This is a genomic window from Cytobacillus kochii (genome assembly GCF_020171845.1).
Taxonomy (GTDB): Bacteria; Bacillota; Bacilli; order Bacillales; family Cytobacillaceae; genus Cytobacillus; species Cytobacillus kochii.
This window is the reverse complement of the sequence record NZ_JAIVAM010000005.1, coordinates 33,826-50,466: the sequence shown is the minus strand read 5'-3', so window position 1 is coordinate 50,466 and position 16,641 is coordinate 33,826. Positions and strand designations below refer to the sequence as shown.

The following is a 16,641-nucleotide window of genomic DNA, read 5'->3' as shown; positions in this document are numbered from 1 at the left end:
CACTAAAATGGTGTCACTCTTTATTAAGTTCCGGCGAACAATGTGAGGAAAATTAGTTTCTATTGTGTTTGTTTTGCTCTAGCCTCTTTACAACCAAACACATGAGCATAAGTTATACCTATACCTTTGGGGAAAAGGTATAGGCAAAGCCAAAATGCGAACAACAGGTATGAAGATGTGCAAGTTACCTAGAAACAATTGGTTTGAATCGGATAGGAAATCATGGCGCGAATTTCCTTAAACTTCTTTCATGCCATAGAAATGGTATAAATACTTAAAGAATAACCTCAAAGGGTCCGGTCGACTTTCATTACTTCCACCTGCTATTAGTGTCTTTTCTGTCATTATTTTTATGGTAATATTTGGTTGAAAACTTCTCCGCCATTACCGTGAATTTTTATCACTTTAAGTCGATTTGTTTTCTTGATGAAGATAGTTTTATATTGTTTTTCACCATTTTGCTCAATAATAAACACGCGTTTACTTCCAGTATCTGATTCTTTTGTGAAGAGATAATCTTGATCACCGATTAGTTCTATAATTTTGCCGTATTCTGGTAATGAAGACAAATCCTTTTCGTTAGAAATCTTATCATTTGCTATGTTTTGTACAGGGACTGAATGGTTACCTGAGTTTGAGTTTGCCTCTTTTTCATCAGATGATTGAGACACTTCGTGGGTCTTCTCTTTATTCATGTCCGATTCCTCAACGGAATTACTGTTACAAGCAGAGAGGAGCAGTATCCCAGTAATTAGTGCAAGTTGCCATTTATACATGATGCAATTTCATCTCCTGTAAATATAATTTTAATTAACCATAACAAATGCTCCGGTTAAATTCATCCAATAAAAGTCTCAATTCAAAAACAAACAATTGTACTAGATAAGTCCTTTCAAAAAAGAAAGCTCATATTTAATTGCCTCTTTTAAAAAATGATGAGAAATGAGCCATTTGGCCGTTTAATAAACACAAATTTTAACAGAAACTGGGGTTGAAAGGTATTAATATAAATATATTCATAAAGTAATAGAATCTTAATAAAAAGAATCTACAATCAATCATAAAGTGGATTGTAAAGGGTGGGTATTTAATGGACAAAAAATCAATTCTCGTCATTGAAGATGAAGAAAAAATTGCACGGTTATTAGAATTAGAGCTGGAATATGAAGGATATAAAGTGACAAAAGCGCTTGATGGGTTAGAAGGATTCCATACTTATAAAAGCAAAATATGGGATCTCGTATTATTAGATATTATGCTTCCGGGTATTAGCGGAATAGAGTTGTTAAGAAGAATTAGGGCTAATGATAGCCATACACCGGTCATTCTTTTAACTGCGAAAAGCTCAGTTGAAGACAAAGTCTCTGGATTAGATTTAGGTGCGAATGATTATATAACAAAGCCTTTTCAAATAGAAGAGTTGCTGGCCAGAGTCCGTGTGGCATTCCGAAATAAAGTCACTGAGGAAGTAGAAAATGAAGAAGATGTGCTTACGATTGCTAATTTAAAAGTGAATGAGAAAACAAGAGAAGTTTTTCGTGGGGATACATCTATTGATTTGACACCGAGGGAGTTTGATTTGCTTGTTTATTTATTGGTAAATCAACGACAAGTACTGAATCGTGATCAAATTGTTGAAGCAGTCTGGGGATATGATTTTATTGGTGATACAAATGTTGTTGATGTTTATATTCGTTATATAAGGAAGAAAATTGACGTTGAAAATCTCCCTGCGCTTATCCATACGGTACGAGGTGTAGGTTATGTAATAAGGGAGATGAAATGAAGTTAAAAAACAAAATCAATCTATATACTTCTATCTTGTTCATCATATTACTAATCGTCATGAATATCTCTATTTATTTGCTGTTTAGCAATATGATGATGAATAGTGAACTTGACCGTGGGAAACTGGAATTGGAAAGAAATGCTGCTGAAATCGATCAGTCACTTGCCACGGTACCAATGGACACGTTACTTCGGGCTTATATTCCTATCGACGGTATGGTTCGTATCGTTTATGAGGATAGCCAAAAAGCAGCTAGTACATTTGTGGATCCTTCTTTTAATAAAGAGGCTCATAACATAGAGAAATCATTTAGTTCCTCATTAAATGTCGAGATTAAAGAGGGTGAAACCTCATATACTTTTGGTTCGATTCCGATTATTTTGAGCAATGGTGAAATAGCTAACCTGCAAATCGCCAAGAGCATTGTAAGAACGACAGAAAATTTAAAAGTATTACGGTTGGTTTTAATCATTGTAACCTTAGTTGCAATGATTCCAGTTATTATTTCTAGTAGGTTATTAGGCAACCTTATTATTGCGCCGATTACTTCAATGATTAAGACGATGAGTGAAATTAGAGAAAGTGGGAAATTTAAACGGCTGCCATTAAATAAAGATTCCAATGACGAATTGCATGAAATGGGTACGACTTTTAATCATATGATTGATTTACTCGAAGTCAACTTTGATAAGCAAAAACAATTTGCTTCAAGTGCTTCCCATGAACTAAAAACACCACTAACTGTAATTGAAAGCTATACCAGTCTTTTAAAAAGACGAGGATTGCATGATGAGGAACTTTTTAAAGAATCAATTGAAGCGATACATTCTGAAGCCATTAGAATGAAAAATTTGACAGAACAACTATTACTCCTAGCACAACATAATCAACAATGGAATATAGAAACAACCAAAATTAGCCTAAGCGACTTTTTGGTAGATTCAGCAAAAGCTTTCCAGAACGGCTACAATCGAAGGATTATTTTTGAAAGTGAAATTGATGGCAATGCGTCCATTTACTCAGATGAACAAAAGTTAAAGCAATTACTTTTTATATTCCTTGATAACGCAAGAAAGTATAGTAATGATGAAATTACAATCACTTTGAGTGAGAATAGTAACGAAGAAATACTTATTCATGTTTCTGACCGTGGAATAGGTATAGATGAGAATGAGCTTCCCAAAATATTTGAACGTTTTTACCGTATTGATAAAGCAAGGTCCAGAAAAACAGGAGGAGTCGGACTTGGACTTTCTTTAGCGAAGGAAATTGCCGACGCTTTAGCCATTGAGATAAAATTACAAAGTGTTGAAAATCTAGGAACAACGGTTACTATGGTGTTTAATAACGAACATAGGAAAACAAAAATTAATTAATCGATCAGTGCTTTCTCATTTTCTTTTAATTTTTTTATTAGATAATAAAGGAAAGGGATATAGAATGGAGGATAATAATGAGAAGAAAAGGGTTATGGATTACTCTTGGGTTAGTTGTCATTGCAACCTTTATTATTATTGTTACATGGCAAGGAGTAACTACTTCTGCGAAAACAATTACTAAAGATGACGCCCTTTCCTTAATTGAGGAAAGGTATAAAGGCAGCAAAGTAACAAATATCGAATTACAGCAAAGTGCTTATCACATAAAAATGACGAGAGAAAGCGGAATATATGAAGTTTCTTTAAATGCAGAAAATGGAGATATAATATCTTTAAAGAAACTTGGAGATAACTCAAGTGGCGGTGATGATCGTAATAAAACGATAAAGAATGAAAAGGAAATAGAAAGTATCTTATTACTGTCAAGCGATGATATTTTATCTATTAGTAAAAAAACAGAAAATCAGAAAGATGTTTATGTAGCTAAAGTTCTGGAGAATAAAGAGGAGTATATTGTTAAAGTAGATGCAGTAACAGGTTCAATTGTTTCAAAAGATAAAGCTGAAAAACCTAAAGAAGAAAACCCGGAAGAAGGCAAACAAAAAGAAGAAGATCGTCCAGTGGCTATTTCTAAAGATGAAGCAATTAAAATCGCGTTGGAACATGTAAAAGGGGCAGTCGATGATGATATCGAAATTGAAAATATTGGAGGCCAAACTTATTATCTCATTGAAATTGAAACCGATGATGATAATGAGGCAACCGTACAAGTTCATACTTTAACAGGGAAAGCTACTATTTCATTTGATGATTAATCTTACTTTTTAGCAAATTCTAATGTTACTCACCTCATTCCTTAATCTTATGCGATTATATTATAAGTAATCAGAAGATTAAAGGAGGATATTAATCATGAAAAATAAAATTTTTGTTGGTTTAATCATAACTGGTGTAATTATGGGTGGAGCGGTTGCTGTTGGGGCTACAAATAATGATGAAACAAATGCTACTTCTATCAATACAGAATTAGATGAAAAAGTATCTCAGGCCGGAGAGGCGGATGTCATTGCCATCAGTAAACAAGATGATGGGGAGAATCAATCTGACGATAGGGGATACGATGACGATAACGATGATGTACAGGACGTAAAAGTAGATGCCTCTTCAGGTGATTCTATCCAAAGGGATCAAGATAATGAAGATGATGATATCGAAAGAGATAGAGACGACGCTAACGATGATGATAAGCAATTAATCAAGCAACGGATCATACAAGAAAAAGATGCGATAGCAATTGCAGAAAAGGCTTCTAACGGTAAAGTGAATGAAATTGAACTGGATGAAGAAGATGGTCTCATTGTTTATGAAATTGAAGCTGATTCCAAAAAAGGCGAAGTGGAAATAGAGATGAATGCAAAAACTGGAGAGATAATAAAAAAAGATTTGGATTAATGAGGCCTGGCATGTATTTGGTGAGAACCATTTACATGTCTTTTTTATTTCGGTTGATTATTTGGGTTCATTCTTATTGATTTCTAATCTAACTATCATGGTTCTTACATAGAGTTCTCATCTTCAAAAACTAGTATAGAAGATAACAAGGAAAGTGAAAAAGCTTAGAAGTGACGGATTTAAATGGAAATGGCTCATTTTCCTAAAAAAAAATGACTTGGAGGCAGTAAAATGAAAATAGTGATTATCCCATCTGGTTTTAAGGAGTGTTTGGAAGCTGAGGAAGTAGCGAGTGCGATTGATAAAGGGATCAGGCGTTTTGATTCCGCTGTGGATACGCATGTTATTCCCATGGTTGATGGTGGAGAAGGTTTTGTCAAAACAATTATTAAAATTAAGAAAGGTGAACTTAAATTTATTGACGCCACAAATCCTGTAGGTGAAAAAGTACAGACATACTTTGGGTTGTATGAGGAAAACAACGTAAAAACAGCCGTAATTGAAATGGCCGCTATTGCTGGGCTTAGAATGGTTCCTCTTCACAAACGTAACCCTTTAAATACTCATACTTATGGTGTAGGAGAATTAATTTTAGCTGCCTTAGATTCAGGAGCGACTCATATTTTATTTGGCTGTGGTGATTCGGGTACATCCGATGGTGGAGCGGGTATGGCACAAGCGTTGGGCGCTAAATTTTATTCTCAAAATCATCAACCAATAGAAATAACGGGAGGGGGCTGCTTAAGTGATATTGCATATATGGATTTAACCAATATAGACCCAAGATTATCTCAAGTACAAATGCATGTCGCGTGTAATTGGCATAATGTACTTTGTGGTCCAAAGGGGGTGGCGCACGTATTTGCACCCCAAAAAGGAGCTTCCTTACTAGAGGTAGAGATATTGGCTAATGGTTTATCGCACTTTGCTAATTTAATAGAGAAGGCTACGGGGCATGATGTGAAAACGCTACCAGGTAGTGGCGCATCTGGGGGGTTAGGGGCAGGTTTAGTGGCATTTGCAGGTGCAAAACTATTTCCACGTTATGAAATTATTATGAAATATATTCAAATTGAAGAACATCTAGAAGGTGCTGACCTTGTATTAACAGCGGAAGGGTGTATAGATAGACAGACACCAAACGGGAAGATTCCTGCGGAAGTTGCTAGATTAGCAAAACAATTGGGCATACCGGTGATTGCAATTACTGGGTCCATTGGAAAGGATGCATGGGTAAACTATACAAATGGGATTGATGCTTATATGAGCATTATTCAGAAGCCAACTTCATTAGAAAAGGCGATGGAAGACGCAGCAAATTTAATTGCTGATTGTGCAGAGGCAGCTGTACGTCAAATTCAGGTTGGCTATCGTATTGCTGAAAGGAAATTGGGTAAAGGTATCATATGAAATCTAATCGTTTACTAGAAACCAAGCAACAATCTACTAAAACATACTTAACTAAGCTGCCAAATGTAACACAAATCATCGTCATTCTTCTCTCATTTGTGTGTTCATTTATTGTTTTCACAGACAATATAGCTTATGATGCAAAGGTTTCTATGATTGTTTTCATTATTACACTAGCTTTATGGGTATGTACAAAACTTCCTGCCGCCTATGTTGCTTTAGGTGCATTACTATTACTCATTTTATTAAATGGGGCAAATACAGATGTGCTCTATTCATCTCTTTCTTCGGAAATCATTTGGTTGATGATTGGCGCTTTTATTATTGGAGAAGCATTTAGTTCTTCTGGTCTATCTCTTCGAATGACGCGAGTGATCATTCATAAAGCAAAAAACACAAACCAACTATTATTGTATTTGATGTTTTCCCTGTTTCCATTGGCTATCTTTATTCCATCCACTTCAGGCAGAGCGGTACTAATGTTGCCAATTGTAAAAGAAATAGCGAATCTTGTTAAGAATAAGCAACAAAGAGAAATCATCGCATTGTTCGTACCAGTCATCATTTTAATGACGACCTCTTCGACATTATTAGGAGCAGGTTCACATTTAATCGGGATAGAAATATTAGAGAAGACGACAGGAGATAGTATCTCTTATATAAATTGGTTGATATGGGGCCTCCCTTTTGCCTTCATCATCAGTTTCATCACTTATTTTGTTTTTAAACTATTTTTTTCAAAGGAATTAACTGCAGCCCCTTTTGAAGCGAGCGATGTCAACAATATATTTGAAGTAAAGCCTGTTTCCAAAAAGGAGAAGCAAACACTTATCCTTTTAACTGTCTTGATTTTGTTGTGGCTAACAGAAGCACTTCATGGCTATGAAATAGGTTTAATCACAATTGTGGGTGCCTTTGTTTTTATGCTGCCTAAGTATGGCGTCATTACCTGGAAAAAAGGCTTACAGGCTGTTTCGTGGAATTTGATTTTATTTGTCGCTGCTGCAACAGCATTAGGTAAGAACTTAGTGGAAACTGGTGCGGTAAGCTGGATAGAGCAGGAAGTATTCAAGCTAATTGGTGCTTTTCCACCTATCCCTGCATGGGGTCTTGTGAGTCTTATCATCCTTATCGCTATTACCAGTCACATTTATATTACCTCTCATACGACAAGGGCTGTAGTGATGGTGCCAGGTATATTAATGCTTAGTATGACACTTAATTTAGAGCCATCCTCCATGCTCTTTTTAAGCTTAGTAGGGATGAACTATTGCTTAACTTTCCCGGTCAGTTCGAAGGCACTATTAGTATACTATGAGCATGACACGATGAGTTATCGTGCCAATATTTTATTAAAGTTAAATATGTTCTTAATGCCGATTTATTTTATATTGATGATTTTGTTTTACTTTACTTATTGGAACTGGACAGGGTTATAAGTGTAAAAAAAGGAGCCTTCATTCGGCTCCTTTTGCATTATATTAGTAAAGCTATAATCATTGAGCGTGAGATGTATATACAGTTTTAATCACTCTTCTGCTATAAAATATTCTCGTAAATATTCTACCCATAGATGATGACCTTGTTCATTCGGGTAGTAATCTTCCTCCAAGTACTCTCGTATGAATGGATCATTAGTATTTGGCCAAGCTTCCCAATGGTTAATATAAGTTAATCCTTGTACAGAAGCATACGTTTCTAACGCATCCACTTGCTGCATATATTTTTGCGGTAAATAAAATGGATTGGCAGGCTGTAACATCACGGTTACTTCTGGATTCGTTTCTGAAAGTGTTTCCCTCCAGTTGTCGATATTCTCTAGCGGTGCAGTCACGTCCTCATACCAATCATTATCTTTCATTAAGAACGGTTCAATTAATACTAGATCAGGTGATAACCGGACTACTTCATCAATATTAAAGTCACCTGAAAAACGATCAAAATGAACGGTTTCTACCTTCATTGTGTCTTGATAATGTTCGTGTAATGAAGCTGATAACTGCGCAGCCCAACTGTCTTCTTCGCCAGTAGTAGAAGTAGAACCAACGAGCACAACGATATATGGGACGTTGTTTTCTAATGTATTTGCATAAGATTGGATGGCATCTTCTGGCCAATTAGCAGCCATTGCTAAATAGTTTGAATGGTTTGCTTTATCCTCGTTTTGTCTCTCTTTTTCTCCCGTACTTACATTCGTATTTCCATTGACGCTTGTTCTTTCCACCCAAGTAACGTGGCTCACCACGATAAAGACTAGACTGAGTATTCCAGTTAATATGATGGATATTATTTTCATATAATCACTCCTTTCAACCTATTTAGTCAGAAAAATCAACAAAACATGACAATTTCGAAATAATACACCTAAAAACCTAATTTTTTATTGTTTAATAATAGAGTATATAGACAATAGTACCAAAAAAATATAAATTTTTTCCTTAAAAATAACATAATGTAACAAATGTTGCATTTTATATGATATAATCAATTTTGCTTAGTTCTTAACTGGGAGGGTCAAATGGAAGAAACTATTAGTCTAAAAGAACTGTATGATACATTAAAAAAGAGAATCGTCTTAATCCTGTCAATTACTATTGCAGCGGCCCTTATTAGTGGGGTGGTCAGTTACTTTGTATTAACTCCTGTCTATCAATCGTCTACACAAATTTTAGTGAACCAAGCAAAAGATAATCAAGAAATAACAAAAAATGATTTAGATGGTAATTTACAATTAATTAATACATATAACGTCATCATCAAGAGCCCGGCGATACTAGATATCGTTAAGGAAGAGCTCAATTTAAGTGTTTCAACAAGTGCATTAAATGAAAAAATATCCGTCCAAAGTGAACAAAACTCTCAAGTTGTAAAGATCACAGTGGAGGATGAAAGTGCTGAACAAGCGGCGCTCATTGCAAATAAAACAGCTGAAGTGTTCAGAAGTGAGATACCAGACATTATGAATATAGATAATGTTTCCATTTTAGCCAGTGCAGAGATAACGGAGAATCAATCACCAATCAAACCCAACCCGCTATTGAATATTGCCATTGCATTTGTAGTAGGGTTAATGGCTGGTGTTGGTCTAGCGTTTTTACTTGAATATATGGATAACACAGTAAAAAATGAAGAAGATATTGAAAAAGCCGTGGGTTTACCGGTCCTTGGATTAGTGGCGAACATTGAAGAAGGAAATGAAAAAGGTAAAGACAATCAAAAAAATCCAAAGACGAGGAGGAGTAACGTTGGCTCTAAAACGGAACAAGCTTAATAATCAGCTGAAACGAAATATCATTACGAGACATCAACCAAAGTCACCGATATCAGAGCAATACCGTACGATTCGAACAAATATTGAATTCTCCTCGCTCGACGAAGATGTTCGTACAATGATGATCACCTCAGCAGGACCGGGGGAAGGAAAATCGACAACTACTGCTAATCTTGCTGTTGTTTTTGCTCAGCAAGGTAAAAGAGTACTTCTTATTGATGCGGATTTAAGAAAACCAACTGTGCAATACACCTTTAATGTCCTGAATACGAGAGGTTTAGCTAATGTTATCTCTCAACAGGCGGTACTTACAGATGCTGTTCAAGAATCAGAAGTAGAGAATCTCTTTATTCTAACAAGCGGGCCCATTCCACCGAACCCATCGGAGATGCTTGGCTCACGGGCGATGGATCGCGTGATTGCAGAAGCGACAACGCTATTCGACATCGTGATATTTGATACACCACCATTATTAGCTGTAACGGATGCGCAAATTCTTTCGAATAAATGTGATGGCACTGTGCTCGTTGCCCAGAGTAAAAAGACTGAGAGAGAACAACTATTAAAAGCGAAGGAACTATTGCAGGCTGCAAAGGGGAAAATCCTCGGGGTTGTTCTAAATAAGATGAATATGAAAAAAACAACTTACTATTACTATGGGTCGTAAAAACCACACCCTTTTTACGCGACTATAGAAACTATCATTTTGTCATTTTTAATAATCAGTCAATTTATAATATTTAAATTATTAAAAGGAGGAAAGTAATGATTGATATCCATTGCCACATCCTACCCCATTTAGATGATGGCGCACAAACATTCGAAGAATCATACAACATGGCAAAGCAGGCAATAAATGAAGGAATCACTGCAATCATTGCCACACCTCACTATCAAGAGAAGTATAGAAATGACAAACAAAAGATTGTTAGAGAGGCATATCGTCTAAACGAAAGATTGCAAGCAGAAGATTTCCCGCTGTCTATCCATCCAGGACAAGAAGTGCGGATATTTGGGGAAGTATTGCAGGAATGGCAAGAAGGGAAAATTCAAACATTAGCAGACACCAACTATATGTTTATTGAATTTCCTTCAAATCATGTACCGAAATACACAGAAAGATTGTTTTATGACATGCAGCTAGAAGGGCTTATACCCATTATCGTCCACCCAGAACGAAACCAGCAGCTGATTGAACAACCGGAACTATTATATCGCCTTGTTAAAAAGGGCGCACTCACCCAAGTGACCGCCGGAAGTCTCGTCGGCCACTTTGGCAAAAATGTAAAAAAGTTTACACAGCAAATCATCGAAGCGAATCTCACCCATTTCATCGCTTCTGATGCACACAATATAACAACCAGACCTTTCCATTTCAACAAAGCAATCGACGCCCTCGACAAGCTTTACGGAACAGAAATCGTCTACCTCTTCACAGAAAATGCCGAGCTACTCCTTAACGGGGAAAACGTTATGAAGGAAATGCCCGGAAAAATCAAGCGTAAGAGGGTATTTGGGTTGTTTTAGATTGAAAATAGGACGGACCTATCTTCTTATTGTGTTTTGCTATGTCTATTATCGGTGAAGCTGTTTGGTTTTTATATAGGTATATAATACTAAAACTTTTACCTTTTTAAGAACGGTGTTCACAGATAAATGATTTACATAATAAGTAGGCCCGATCCTAAAGAAGAAATCATTTAGGTAAGAGGGAGATGGCTAATGACTTATCAAAAAAGGATGACTTTTTGGGTGGCACTTGATTCTATCATTGTGCTATCAGCTATATATATAAGTTATTTTACTTTGCATCCTAGTTTGCAGTTATTAAGTTCTAAATTATTACTCGTAACGTCTATTAGCCTACTCGTGAGTCATCACGTATTTGCTTTTATTTATAAGTTATATGATAAAGCTTGGGAGTACGCTAGTATCGGAGAGCTACTTGCTATTGTCAGAGCAGTAACTTTCTCCATCGTCGTTACGATTATTCTTCAACAACTGCTAGTAGGTCATGTGGGCTATCGTGCCATGATTATGACTTGGATGTTACATGTCCTCCTGATTGGTGGATCAAGATTTTCTTGGCGTATTTATCGTGATCGATACATTAAGCCACAAAACCAAATGGAACGAGCACTAATTATTGGCGCAGGTGCTGCTGGTACAATGCTTGTTAAACAGTTAAAGAATCACCCAGAAACCGGAATATTGCCGGTTGCCTTTATCGATGACAATCGAACGAAATATAAGCTGCAAATACATAATGTGCCTGTCGTTGGTCAGTCCCATCAAATTATCGAAAAGGTAGATACCTTGCTGATTGATAAGATTATAATCGCAATCCCTTCTTTAAAAAAAGAAGAAATGCAAATAATCTTTGATGCGTGTGCACAAACGAGTGCCAAGACCGTTATCATGCCAAGAATTGAAGACATTATGGTCGGTAATCTATCTGTTAATCAATTCCGTGATGTACAAGTGGAGGATTTACTTGGCAGAGATCCAGTTCAATTAGATATGGAGAGTATTTCAAAAAAAATAACCAATAAAGTCGTGCTCGTTACGGGTGCAGGTGGTTCCATTGGCTCTGAAGTATCAAGGCAAATATGTAAATTTTCACCAAGTAAAATTCTTCTCCTCGGTCACGGGGAAAACTCGATTTACCAGATTGATATCGAGCTAAGAAAAATGTATGAACAAACAATTGAAATCGTACCGATCATTGCTGATATTCAAGACCGCGATCGCATCTTTGAAATCATGGAAATCCATCAGCCTGACGTCATCTATCATGCAGCTGCACATAAACATGTGCCACTAATGGAATTCAACCCAAAAGAGGCAGTAAAAAACAACATTCTAGGAACTCGAAATGTGGCTGAGGCCGCCGATACGTTTTCAGTTGGCACCTTCGTCATGATTTCATCAGACAAAGCGGTAAATCCAACGAATGTCATGGGGTCGACAAAACGAATCGCTGAGATGATCGTGCAACAGCTTGATCAACAGAGCCAAACGAAATTTGTTGCCGTACGATTCGGTAATGTCCTTGGTAGCCGAGGAAGTGTGATTCCTTTATTTAAGAAACAGATTCAACAAGGTGGTCCAGTAACGGTGACACACCCAGAAATGACCCGATATTTCATGACCATACCCGAAGCATCGAGATTGGTTTTACAAGCAGGTTCTTTGGCAAAAGGCGGAGAAATCTTCGTTCTTGATATGGGGCAACCGGTAAAAATTGTAGACCTTGCCAAAAATTTAATCCAACTATCCGGATATAATATTGAGGATATAGGAATCAGTTATACAGGCATACGCCCTGGTGAAAAAATGTATGAGGAACTACTAGGCGAGAAAGAAGTGCATGATGAGGCCGTTTTCCCAAAAATTTTCATTGGCAAAGCCATCTTAGAACAAGAGAACGAAATTCAATATTTAATCAGTGAATTTACAAAAATGAACCAGCAAGAAATCAGCGAGTTTGTCGTGAATCTAGCTAATCGTAGGAAGAATAAAATGTTATCTCTAGTCGAATAAATGAGGAGTGGTAGAAATGAAAAAAGTAAAAAAAGCAATTATCCCTGCAGCAGGCTTAGGAACAAGATTTCTACCTGTCACAAAAGCTATGCCAAAAGAGATGTTGCCGATCGTCGATAAACCAACGATACAATACATCGTCGAAGAAGCAGTGGCATCAGGTATTGAAGACATTATTATCGTCACTGGAAAAGGCAAAAGAGCGATCGAGGATCACTTCGACCATTCCTATGAACTAGAAGAAAACTTGTTACAGAAACAAAAATTCGACTTGCTCGAAAAAGTGAAAGAGCCTTCGAAAGTCGATATTCACTATATTCGCCAAAAAGAACCGAAAGGGCTAGGACATGCTGTTTGGTGTGCCCGCAAATTCATCGGCGACGAACCATTCGCCGTCCTTCTTGGTGACGATATTGTTGAAGCGGAAACACCATGTCTGAAACAGCTCATCAATGAATACGATCAAACCCTTTCCTCCATCATCGGTGTGCAAACTGTCCCAATGGAAGAAACGCATCGTTATGGCATTATTGACCCAGCGATACAAAGCAATCGTCGCTACCAAGTCAATCATTTTGTTGAAAAACCAGCAGAAGGAACGGCTCCTTCTAATCTAGCCATCATGGGAAGATATGTGCTCACGCCAGAAATCTTCCTGTTCCTTGAAAAACAACAACGAGGAGCAGGCGGTGAAATCCAACTAACCGACGCCATCCAGGAATTAAATCAAATCCAACGCGTCTTCGCCTACGACTTCGAAGGCAGGCGCCATGACGTCGGCGAAAAACTCGGATTCATCAAAACAACCATCGAAATGGCACTCAAAAACAAAGCACTACAACCCGAACTACTAACCTTCCTAGACGAAAAAATAAACGAACACAAAAACAGCACTATATAATAGTAGATTCTCGGATTTTTTTAATAAAAAACGATCAAAGAAACGAAAAAGGTGATGTCTTCTAACCTTTATCAATGAAGGCACTCGGTTATGCTGTGGGTCTTGGATAGACCTTAGACACTTGGTTGTCGGTAGTGTGGTGTGAGGTGGGGTTGGATGCCTGTTTATTCTATATAAAGTAACTGCATATGTTAAGAAAAGTTACTAGTTATTAGTAATTTCAAGGTAAAAGCGTTTATGGCTATTTCGCTGTAACTGCTTTTTCTTTGGGTTTAAAGATGATAAGAATCTCAAAGTCAGGTCTTTGCAATAATTTTATCAATCATTTTTGTGAGAAATAGAGATTGATTGAATAGATTTTCCAAGGTAGCCTTCGACATAGATAACGTTTAGTGGGTTAGTAGTTGATTGGAATGGAAAAATAACTAATTTTAATTAAGTACTAATCTACTAATATTTAACTTAACAAGGGAAGGAAGTCTAGAAGATGGAATCGACAAAAGTGAAAGAAAGAATATTCCTCTCTTCACCACATATGAGTGATGAAGGTTATGAAATGCAATACATAAAGGAAGCTTTTGATACAAACTGGATTGCACCCCTTGGTGAAAACGTAAATGGATTTGAAAGAGAACTTGCTGAGAAGGTTGGTTCTAAAGCTGCTGCAGCACTGTCTTCAGGAACAGCTGCTATTCACTTAGCTCTTAAAGCAGCAGGAGTTGGGGAAGGTGATATTGTTTTCTGTCCAACACTTACCTTTTCAGCTACTGCAAATCCAATCATTTATCAAAATGCAATTCCTGTTTTTATCGATAGTGATTACGAAACATGGAATATGAGTCCGAAAACTTTGGAAGAAGCATTTGAAAAGTATCCAGAAGTGAAGGCAGTAATTGTTGTTCATTTATATGGTTTGTCCGCAGATATGGATAAGATTATGGAGATTTGTAAGAAACATAATGTAGCGGTTATAGAAGATGCTGCGGAGTCTTTAGGTACTTACTATAAAGGGAAGCATACAGGGACTTTTGGTGATTATGGCATCTTTTCTTTTAATGGGAACAAGATTATCACGACTTCAGGTGGTGGGATGCTTGTTTCTGATAATGAAGAGCGAATTGCAAAGGCGAGATTTTGGGCTACTCAATCAAGGGATCAAGCAAGACATTATCAGCATAGCGAATTAGGGTTTAATTATCGAATGAGTAATGTGGTTGCTGGGCTTGGTAGAGGGCAGCTTAAAGTGTTAAATCAAAGAGTTGCCAAAAAGAACTACATTTTTGAGTTTTATAAAAGAGAGCTTGGTGGGCTTGAAGGTGTTGAATTTATGCCTAGTAATGAATGGGATGAACCAAATTACTGGTTAAGTTCGATGACGTTGACTGGTAAAGTAAGACCGATTGATATTTTTGAAGCATTGGAAGCAGAAAACATCGAGTCAAGACCAGTATGGAAACCCATGCATATGCAGCCTTTCTTTGAGAAATTTGATTTTGTTGGTGATGGTGTATCGGAGAATTTGTTTGAGAATGGTATATGTTTGCCGTCTGATACGAAGGTGACGGATGTGGATTTGGAAAGAGTCGTTAAAACTATTAAAGGGCTATGGTTAGAATAATGAAGAAATCCAAAGGTGGTATTTATAGAACGTTTTTGAAAAGACCAATGGATTTTATACTTTCTTTAATAGCTATTATTGTTCTTAGTCCAGTATTTTTAATAGTTGCTGTACTTGTGAGAACAAAGTTAGGTAGCCCTGTGCTATTTAAGCAGAAACGACCTGGGCTTAATGAAGAAGTTTTTCTAATGTATAAGTTTAGGACCATGACGGATGAAAGAGATGATAAAGGGGAGTTACTACCTGATAGTGTTAGGTTGACGAAGTTTGGTAAGTTACTGCGTTCTACATCTCTTGATGAACTACCGGAACTTTTTAATATTTTGAAGGGTAATATGTCCATAATTGGCCCTAGGCCATTATTGGTGCAGTATTTACCGTTATACAACAATCATCAAAAACGACGTCATGAAGTAAGGCCGGGATTATCTGGTTTGGCGCAGGTTAGTGGTAGAAATGCGATTAGTTGGGAAGACAAATTTAATCTAGATGTTGAGTATGTAGAGAATGTAAGTTTCATTAAGGATTGGAAGATAATCTTTTTAACTATAAAAAAGGTCTTCGTCAGAGAAGGTATTAATTCAGAAACTGCTGCTACGATTGAGCCTTTTAAGGGAACCGAAAAGGAAAGAATGGAAATATGAAAAACAAGCTTTTAATAATTGGCGCTAGCGGCCATGGAAAAGTTGTTGCAGATATTGCATTGAAAATGAATAAATGGCAAAACATTGCGTTTTTAGATGACGACAAAAGCCTTAAATCATCGATGGGTTTAGAAGTCATTGGAACATCAGATGATGTTTTTTCTCATTTGGATGAGTATGAAGTATTTGTTGGTATTGGTAATAATGTTACAAGACAAAGGATTCATGAAATGCTGGAAACAGTAGAGGCCAGTATTCCTGTATTAATTCACCCGAATGCAGTGGTTGGAGAACAAGTAGAGATAGGATTTGGGACCGTTGTTATGGCGGGAGTAATTATTAACTGTTGTACAAATATTGGAAAAGGCTGCATCGTTAATACTGGTTCTACTATAGATCATGATAATCAAATAGAAGATTTTGTTCATATATCGCCCGGCGTGAATCTAGCAGGAACAGTTAAGGTAGGAAAAGGTTCTTGGTTAGGTATTGGTAGTGTGGTAAGTAATAACGTAAACATCTCCAGTGGCTGCAAAGTTGGTGCAGGCGCTGTTGTTGTTAGGGATACAAATGAATCTGGGATATTTGTTGGGGTCCCAGCAAAAAAAATTAACTGATTTTGTATATAGTTTTT

16 protein-coding genes are annotated in these 16,641 nt (G+C 36.8%); 14 read left to right on the top strand and 2 right to left on the bottom strand.

The window, feature by feature from the left end:
- Positions 1-350: 350 nt before the first annotated feature.
- A complete protein-coding gene (locus LCM23_RS09260) occupies positions 351-776 on the bottom strand; it encodes a hypothetical protein (protein ID WP_224936702.1) in 426 nt (141 codons plus the stop codon).
- Positions 777-1,090: 314 nt separating this feature from the next.
- On the opposite strand from LCM23_RS09260, the gene LCM23_RS09255 reads away from it, so the two are divergent.
- The 6 genes from LCM23_RS09255 to LCM23_RS09230 all read left to right on the top strand — a co-directional run bounded on the left by LCM23_RS09255 (position 1,091) and on the right by LCM23_RS09230 (position 7,469).
- Positions 1,091-1,786: a response regulator transcription factor gene (locus LCM23_RS09255; protein WP_224936701.1), complete on the top strand. Its 696-nt coding sequence runs from the start codon at positions 1,091-1,093 to the stop codon at positions 1,784-1,786.
- Positions 1,783-3,165, top strand: coding sequence for a sensor histidine kinase (locus LCM23_RS09250; protein WP_224936700.1), 1,383 nt, complete (start codon positions 1,783-1,785; stop codon positions 3,163-3,165). The genes LCM23_RS09255 and LCM23_RS09250 overlap by 4 nt, the downstream gene beginning before the upstream one ends.
- 77 nt (positions 3,166-3,242) lie before the next feature.
- Positions 3,243-3,983: a PepSY domain-containing protein gene (locus LCM23_RS09245; RefSeq protein ID WP_224936699.1), complete on the top strand. Its 741-nt coding sequence runs from the start codon at positions 3,243-3,245 to the stop codon at positions 3,981-3,983.
- A gap of 97 nt (positions 3,984-4,080) precedes the next feature.
- Entirely contained in the window at positions 4,081-4,620 is a 540-nt protein-coding gene (locus tag LCM23_RS09240) for a PepSY domain-containing protein (protein WP_224936698.1), read from the top strand.
- 231 nt (positions 4,621-4,851) lie between these two features.
- Entirely contained in the window at positions 4,852-6,030 is a 1,179-nt protein-coding gene (locus tag LCM23_RS09235; protein ID WP_224936697.1) for a glycerate kinase family protein, read from the top strand.
- Positions 6,027-7,469 carry an SLC13 family permease gene (locus tag LCM23_RS09230; protein WP_224936696.1) on the top strand — a complete coding sequence of 481 codons (1,443 nt, stop codon included), beginning with the start codon at positions 6,027-6,029 and terminating at the stop codon, positions 7,467-7,469. The genes LCM23_RS09235 and LCM23_RS09230 overlap by 4 nt, the downstream gene beginning before the upstream one ends.
- A gap of 89 nt (positions 7,470-7,558) precedes the next feature.
- On the opposite strand, the gene LCM23_RS09225 is transcribed toward LCM23_RS09230, so the two are convergent.
- Positions 7,559-8,326, bottom strand: coding sequence for an SGNH/GDSL hydrolase family protein (locus LCM23_RS09225; protein ID WP_224936695.1), 768 nt, complete (start codon positions 8,324-8,326; stop codon positions 7,559-7,561).
- Positions 8,327-8,548: 222 nt separating this feature from the next.
- On the opposite strand from LCM23_RS09225, the gene LCM23_RS09220 reads away from it, so the two are divergent.
- From LCM23_RS09220 to LCM23_RS09185, 8 genes are all read left to right on the top strand, one after another.
- Entirely contained in the window at positions 8,549-9,301 is a 753-nt protein-coding gene (locus LCM23_RS09220; RefSeq protein ID WP_224936694.1) for a YveK family protein, read from the top strand.
- A complete protein-coding gene (locus LCM23_RS09215) occupies positions 9,276-9,968 on the top strand; it encodes a CpsD/CapB family tyrosine-protein kinase (RefSeq protein WP_224936693.1) in 693 nt (230 codons plus the stop codon). The genes LCM23_RS09220 and LCM23_RS09215 overlap by 26 nt, the downstream gene beginning before the upstream one ends.
- A gap of 98 nt (positions 9,969-10,066) precedes the next feature.
- Complete coding sequence (locus LCM23_RS09210) at positions 10,067-10,828, top strand: tyrosine-protein phosphatase (RefSeq protein WP_224936692.1); 762 nt, start codon at positions 10,067-10,069, stop codon at positions 10,826-10,828.
- A 195-nt stretch (positions 10,829-11,023) separates the two neighbouring features.
- Positions 11,024-12,844 carry a polysaccharide biosynthesis protein gene (locus LCM23_RS09205; RefSeq protein ID WP_224936691.1) on the top strand — a complete coding sequence of 607 codons (1,821 nt, stop codon included), beginning with the start codon at positions 11,024-11,026 and terminating at the stop codon, positions 12,842-12,844.
- Positions 12,845-12,860: 16 nt separating this feature from the next.
- Complete coding sequence (gene galU / locus LCM23_RS09200) at positions 12,861-13,745, top strand: UTP--glucose-1-phosphate uridylyltransferase GalU (protein ID WP_224936690.1); 885 nt, start codon at positions 12,861-12,863, stop codon at positions 13,743-13,745.
- Between the two features lie 502 nt (positions 13,746-14,247).
- Complete coding sequence (locus LCM23_RS09195) at positions 14,248-15,363, top strand: DegT/DnrJ/EryC1/StrS family aminotransferase (protein WP_224936935.1); 1,116 nt, start codon at positions 14,248-14,250, stop codon at positions 15,361-15,363.
- Positions 15,363-16,007, top strand: a complete 645-nt coding sequence (locus LCM23_RS09190; RefSeq protein WP_263624187.1) for a sugar transferase — start codon at positions 15,363-15,365, stop codon at positions 16,005-16,007. Before LCM23_RS09195 ends, LCM23_RS09190 begins: the two co-directional genes overlap by 1 nt.
- Positions 16,004-16,624 carry an acetyltransferase gene (locus LCM23_RS09185; RefSeq protein WP_224936689.1) on the top strand — a complete coding sequence of 207 codons (621 nt, stop codon included), beginning with the start codon at positions 16,004-16,006 and terminating at the stop codon, positions 16,622-16,624. Before LCM23_RS09190 ends, LCM23_RS09185 begins: the two co-directional genes overlap by 4 nt.
- The last annotated feature ends 17 nt before the right edge of the window (positions 16,625-16,641 follow it).

Coding starts and splice junctions, on each gene's coding strand:
- LCM23_RS09250 (WP_224936700.1), top strand. CDS start 1,783: ATGAAGTTAAAAAACAAAATCAATCTATATACTTCTATCTTGTTCATC.
- galU (WP_224936690.1), top strand. CDS start 12,861: ATGAAAAAAGTAAAAAAAGCAATTATCCCTGCAGCAGGCTTAGGAACA.
- LCM23_RS09185 (WP_224936689.1), top strand. CDS start 16,004: ATGAAAAACAAGCTTTTAATAATTGGCGCTAGCGGCCATGGAAAAGTT.
- LCM23_RS09225 (WP_224936695.1), bottom strand. CDS start 8,326: ATGAAAATAATATCCATCATATTAACTGGAATACTCAGTCTAGTCTTT.
- LCM23_RS09220 (WP_224936694.1), top strand. CDS start 8,549: ATGGAAGAAACTATTAGTCTAAAAGAACTGTATGATACATTAAAAAAG.
- LCM23_RS09190 (WP_263624187.1), top strand. CDS start 15,363: ATGAAGAAATCCAAAGGTGGTATTTATAGAACGTTTTTGAAAAGACCA.
- LCM23_RS09210 (WP_224936692.1), top strand. CDS start 10,067: ATGATTGATATCCATTGCCACATCCTACCCCATTTAGATGATGGCGCA.
- LCM23_RS09230 (WP_224936696.1), top strand. CDS start 6,027: ATGAAATCTAATCGTTTACTAGAAACCAAGCAACAATCTACTAAAACA.
- LCM23_RS09255 (WP_224936701.1), top strand. CDS start 1,091: ATGGACAAAAAATCAATTCTCGTCATTGAAGATGAAGAAAAAATTGCA.
- LCM23_RS09235 (WP_224936697.1), top strand. CDS start 4,852: ATGAAAATAGTGATTATCCCATCTGGTTTTAAGGAGTGTTTGGAAGCT.
- LCM23_RS09260 (WP_224936702.1), bottom strand. CDS start 776: ATGTATAAATGGCAACTTGCACTAATTACTGGGATACTGCTCCTCTCT.
- LCM23_RS09240 (WP_224936698.1), top strand. CDS start 4,081: ATGAAAAATAAAATTTTTGTTGGTTTAATCATAACTGGTGTAATTATG.
- LCM23_RS09205 (WP_224936691.1), top strand. CDS start 11,024: ATGACTTATCAAAAAAGGATGACTTTTTGGGTGGCACTTGATTCTATC.
- LCM23_RS09245 (WP_224936699.1), top strand. CDS start 3,243: ATGAGAAGAAAAGGGTTATGGATTACTCTTGGGTTAGTTGTCATTGCA.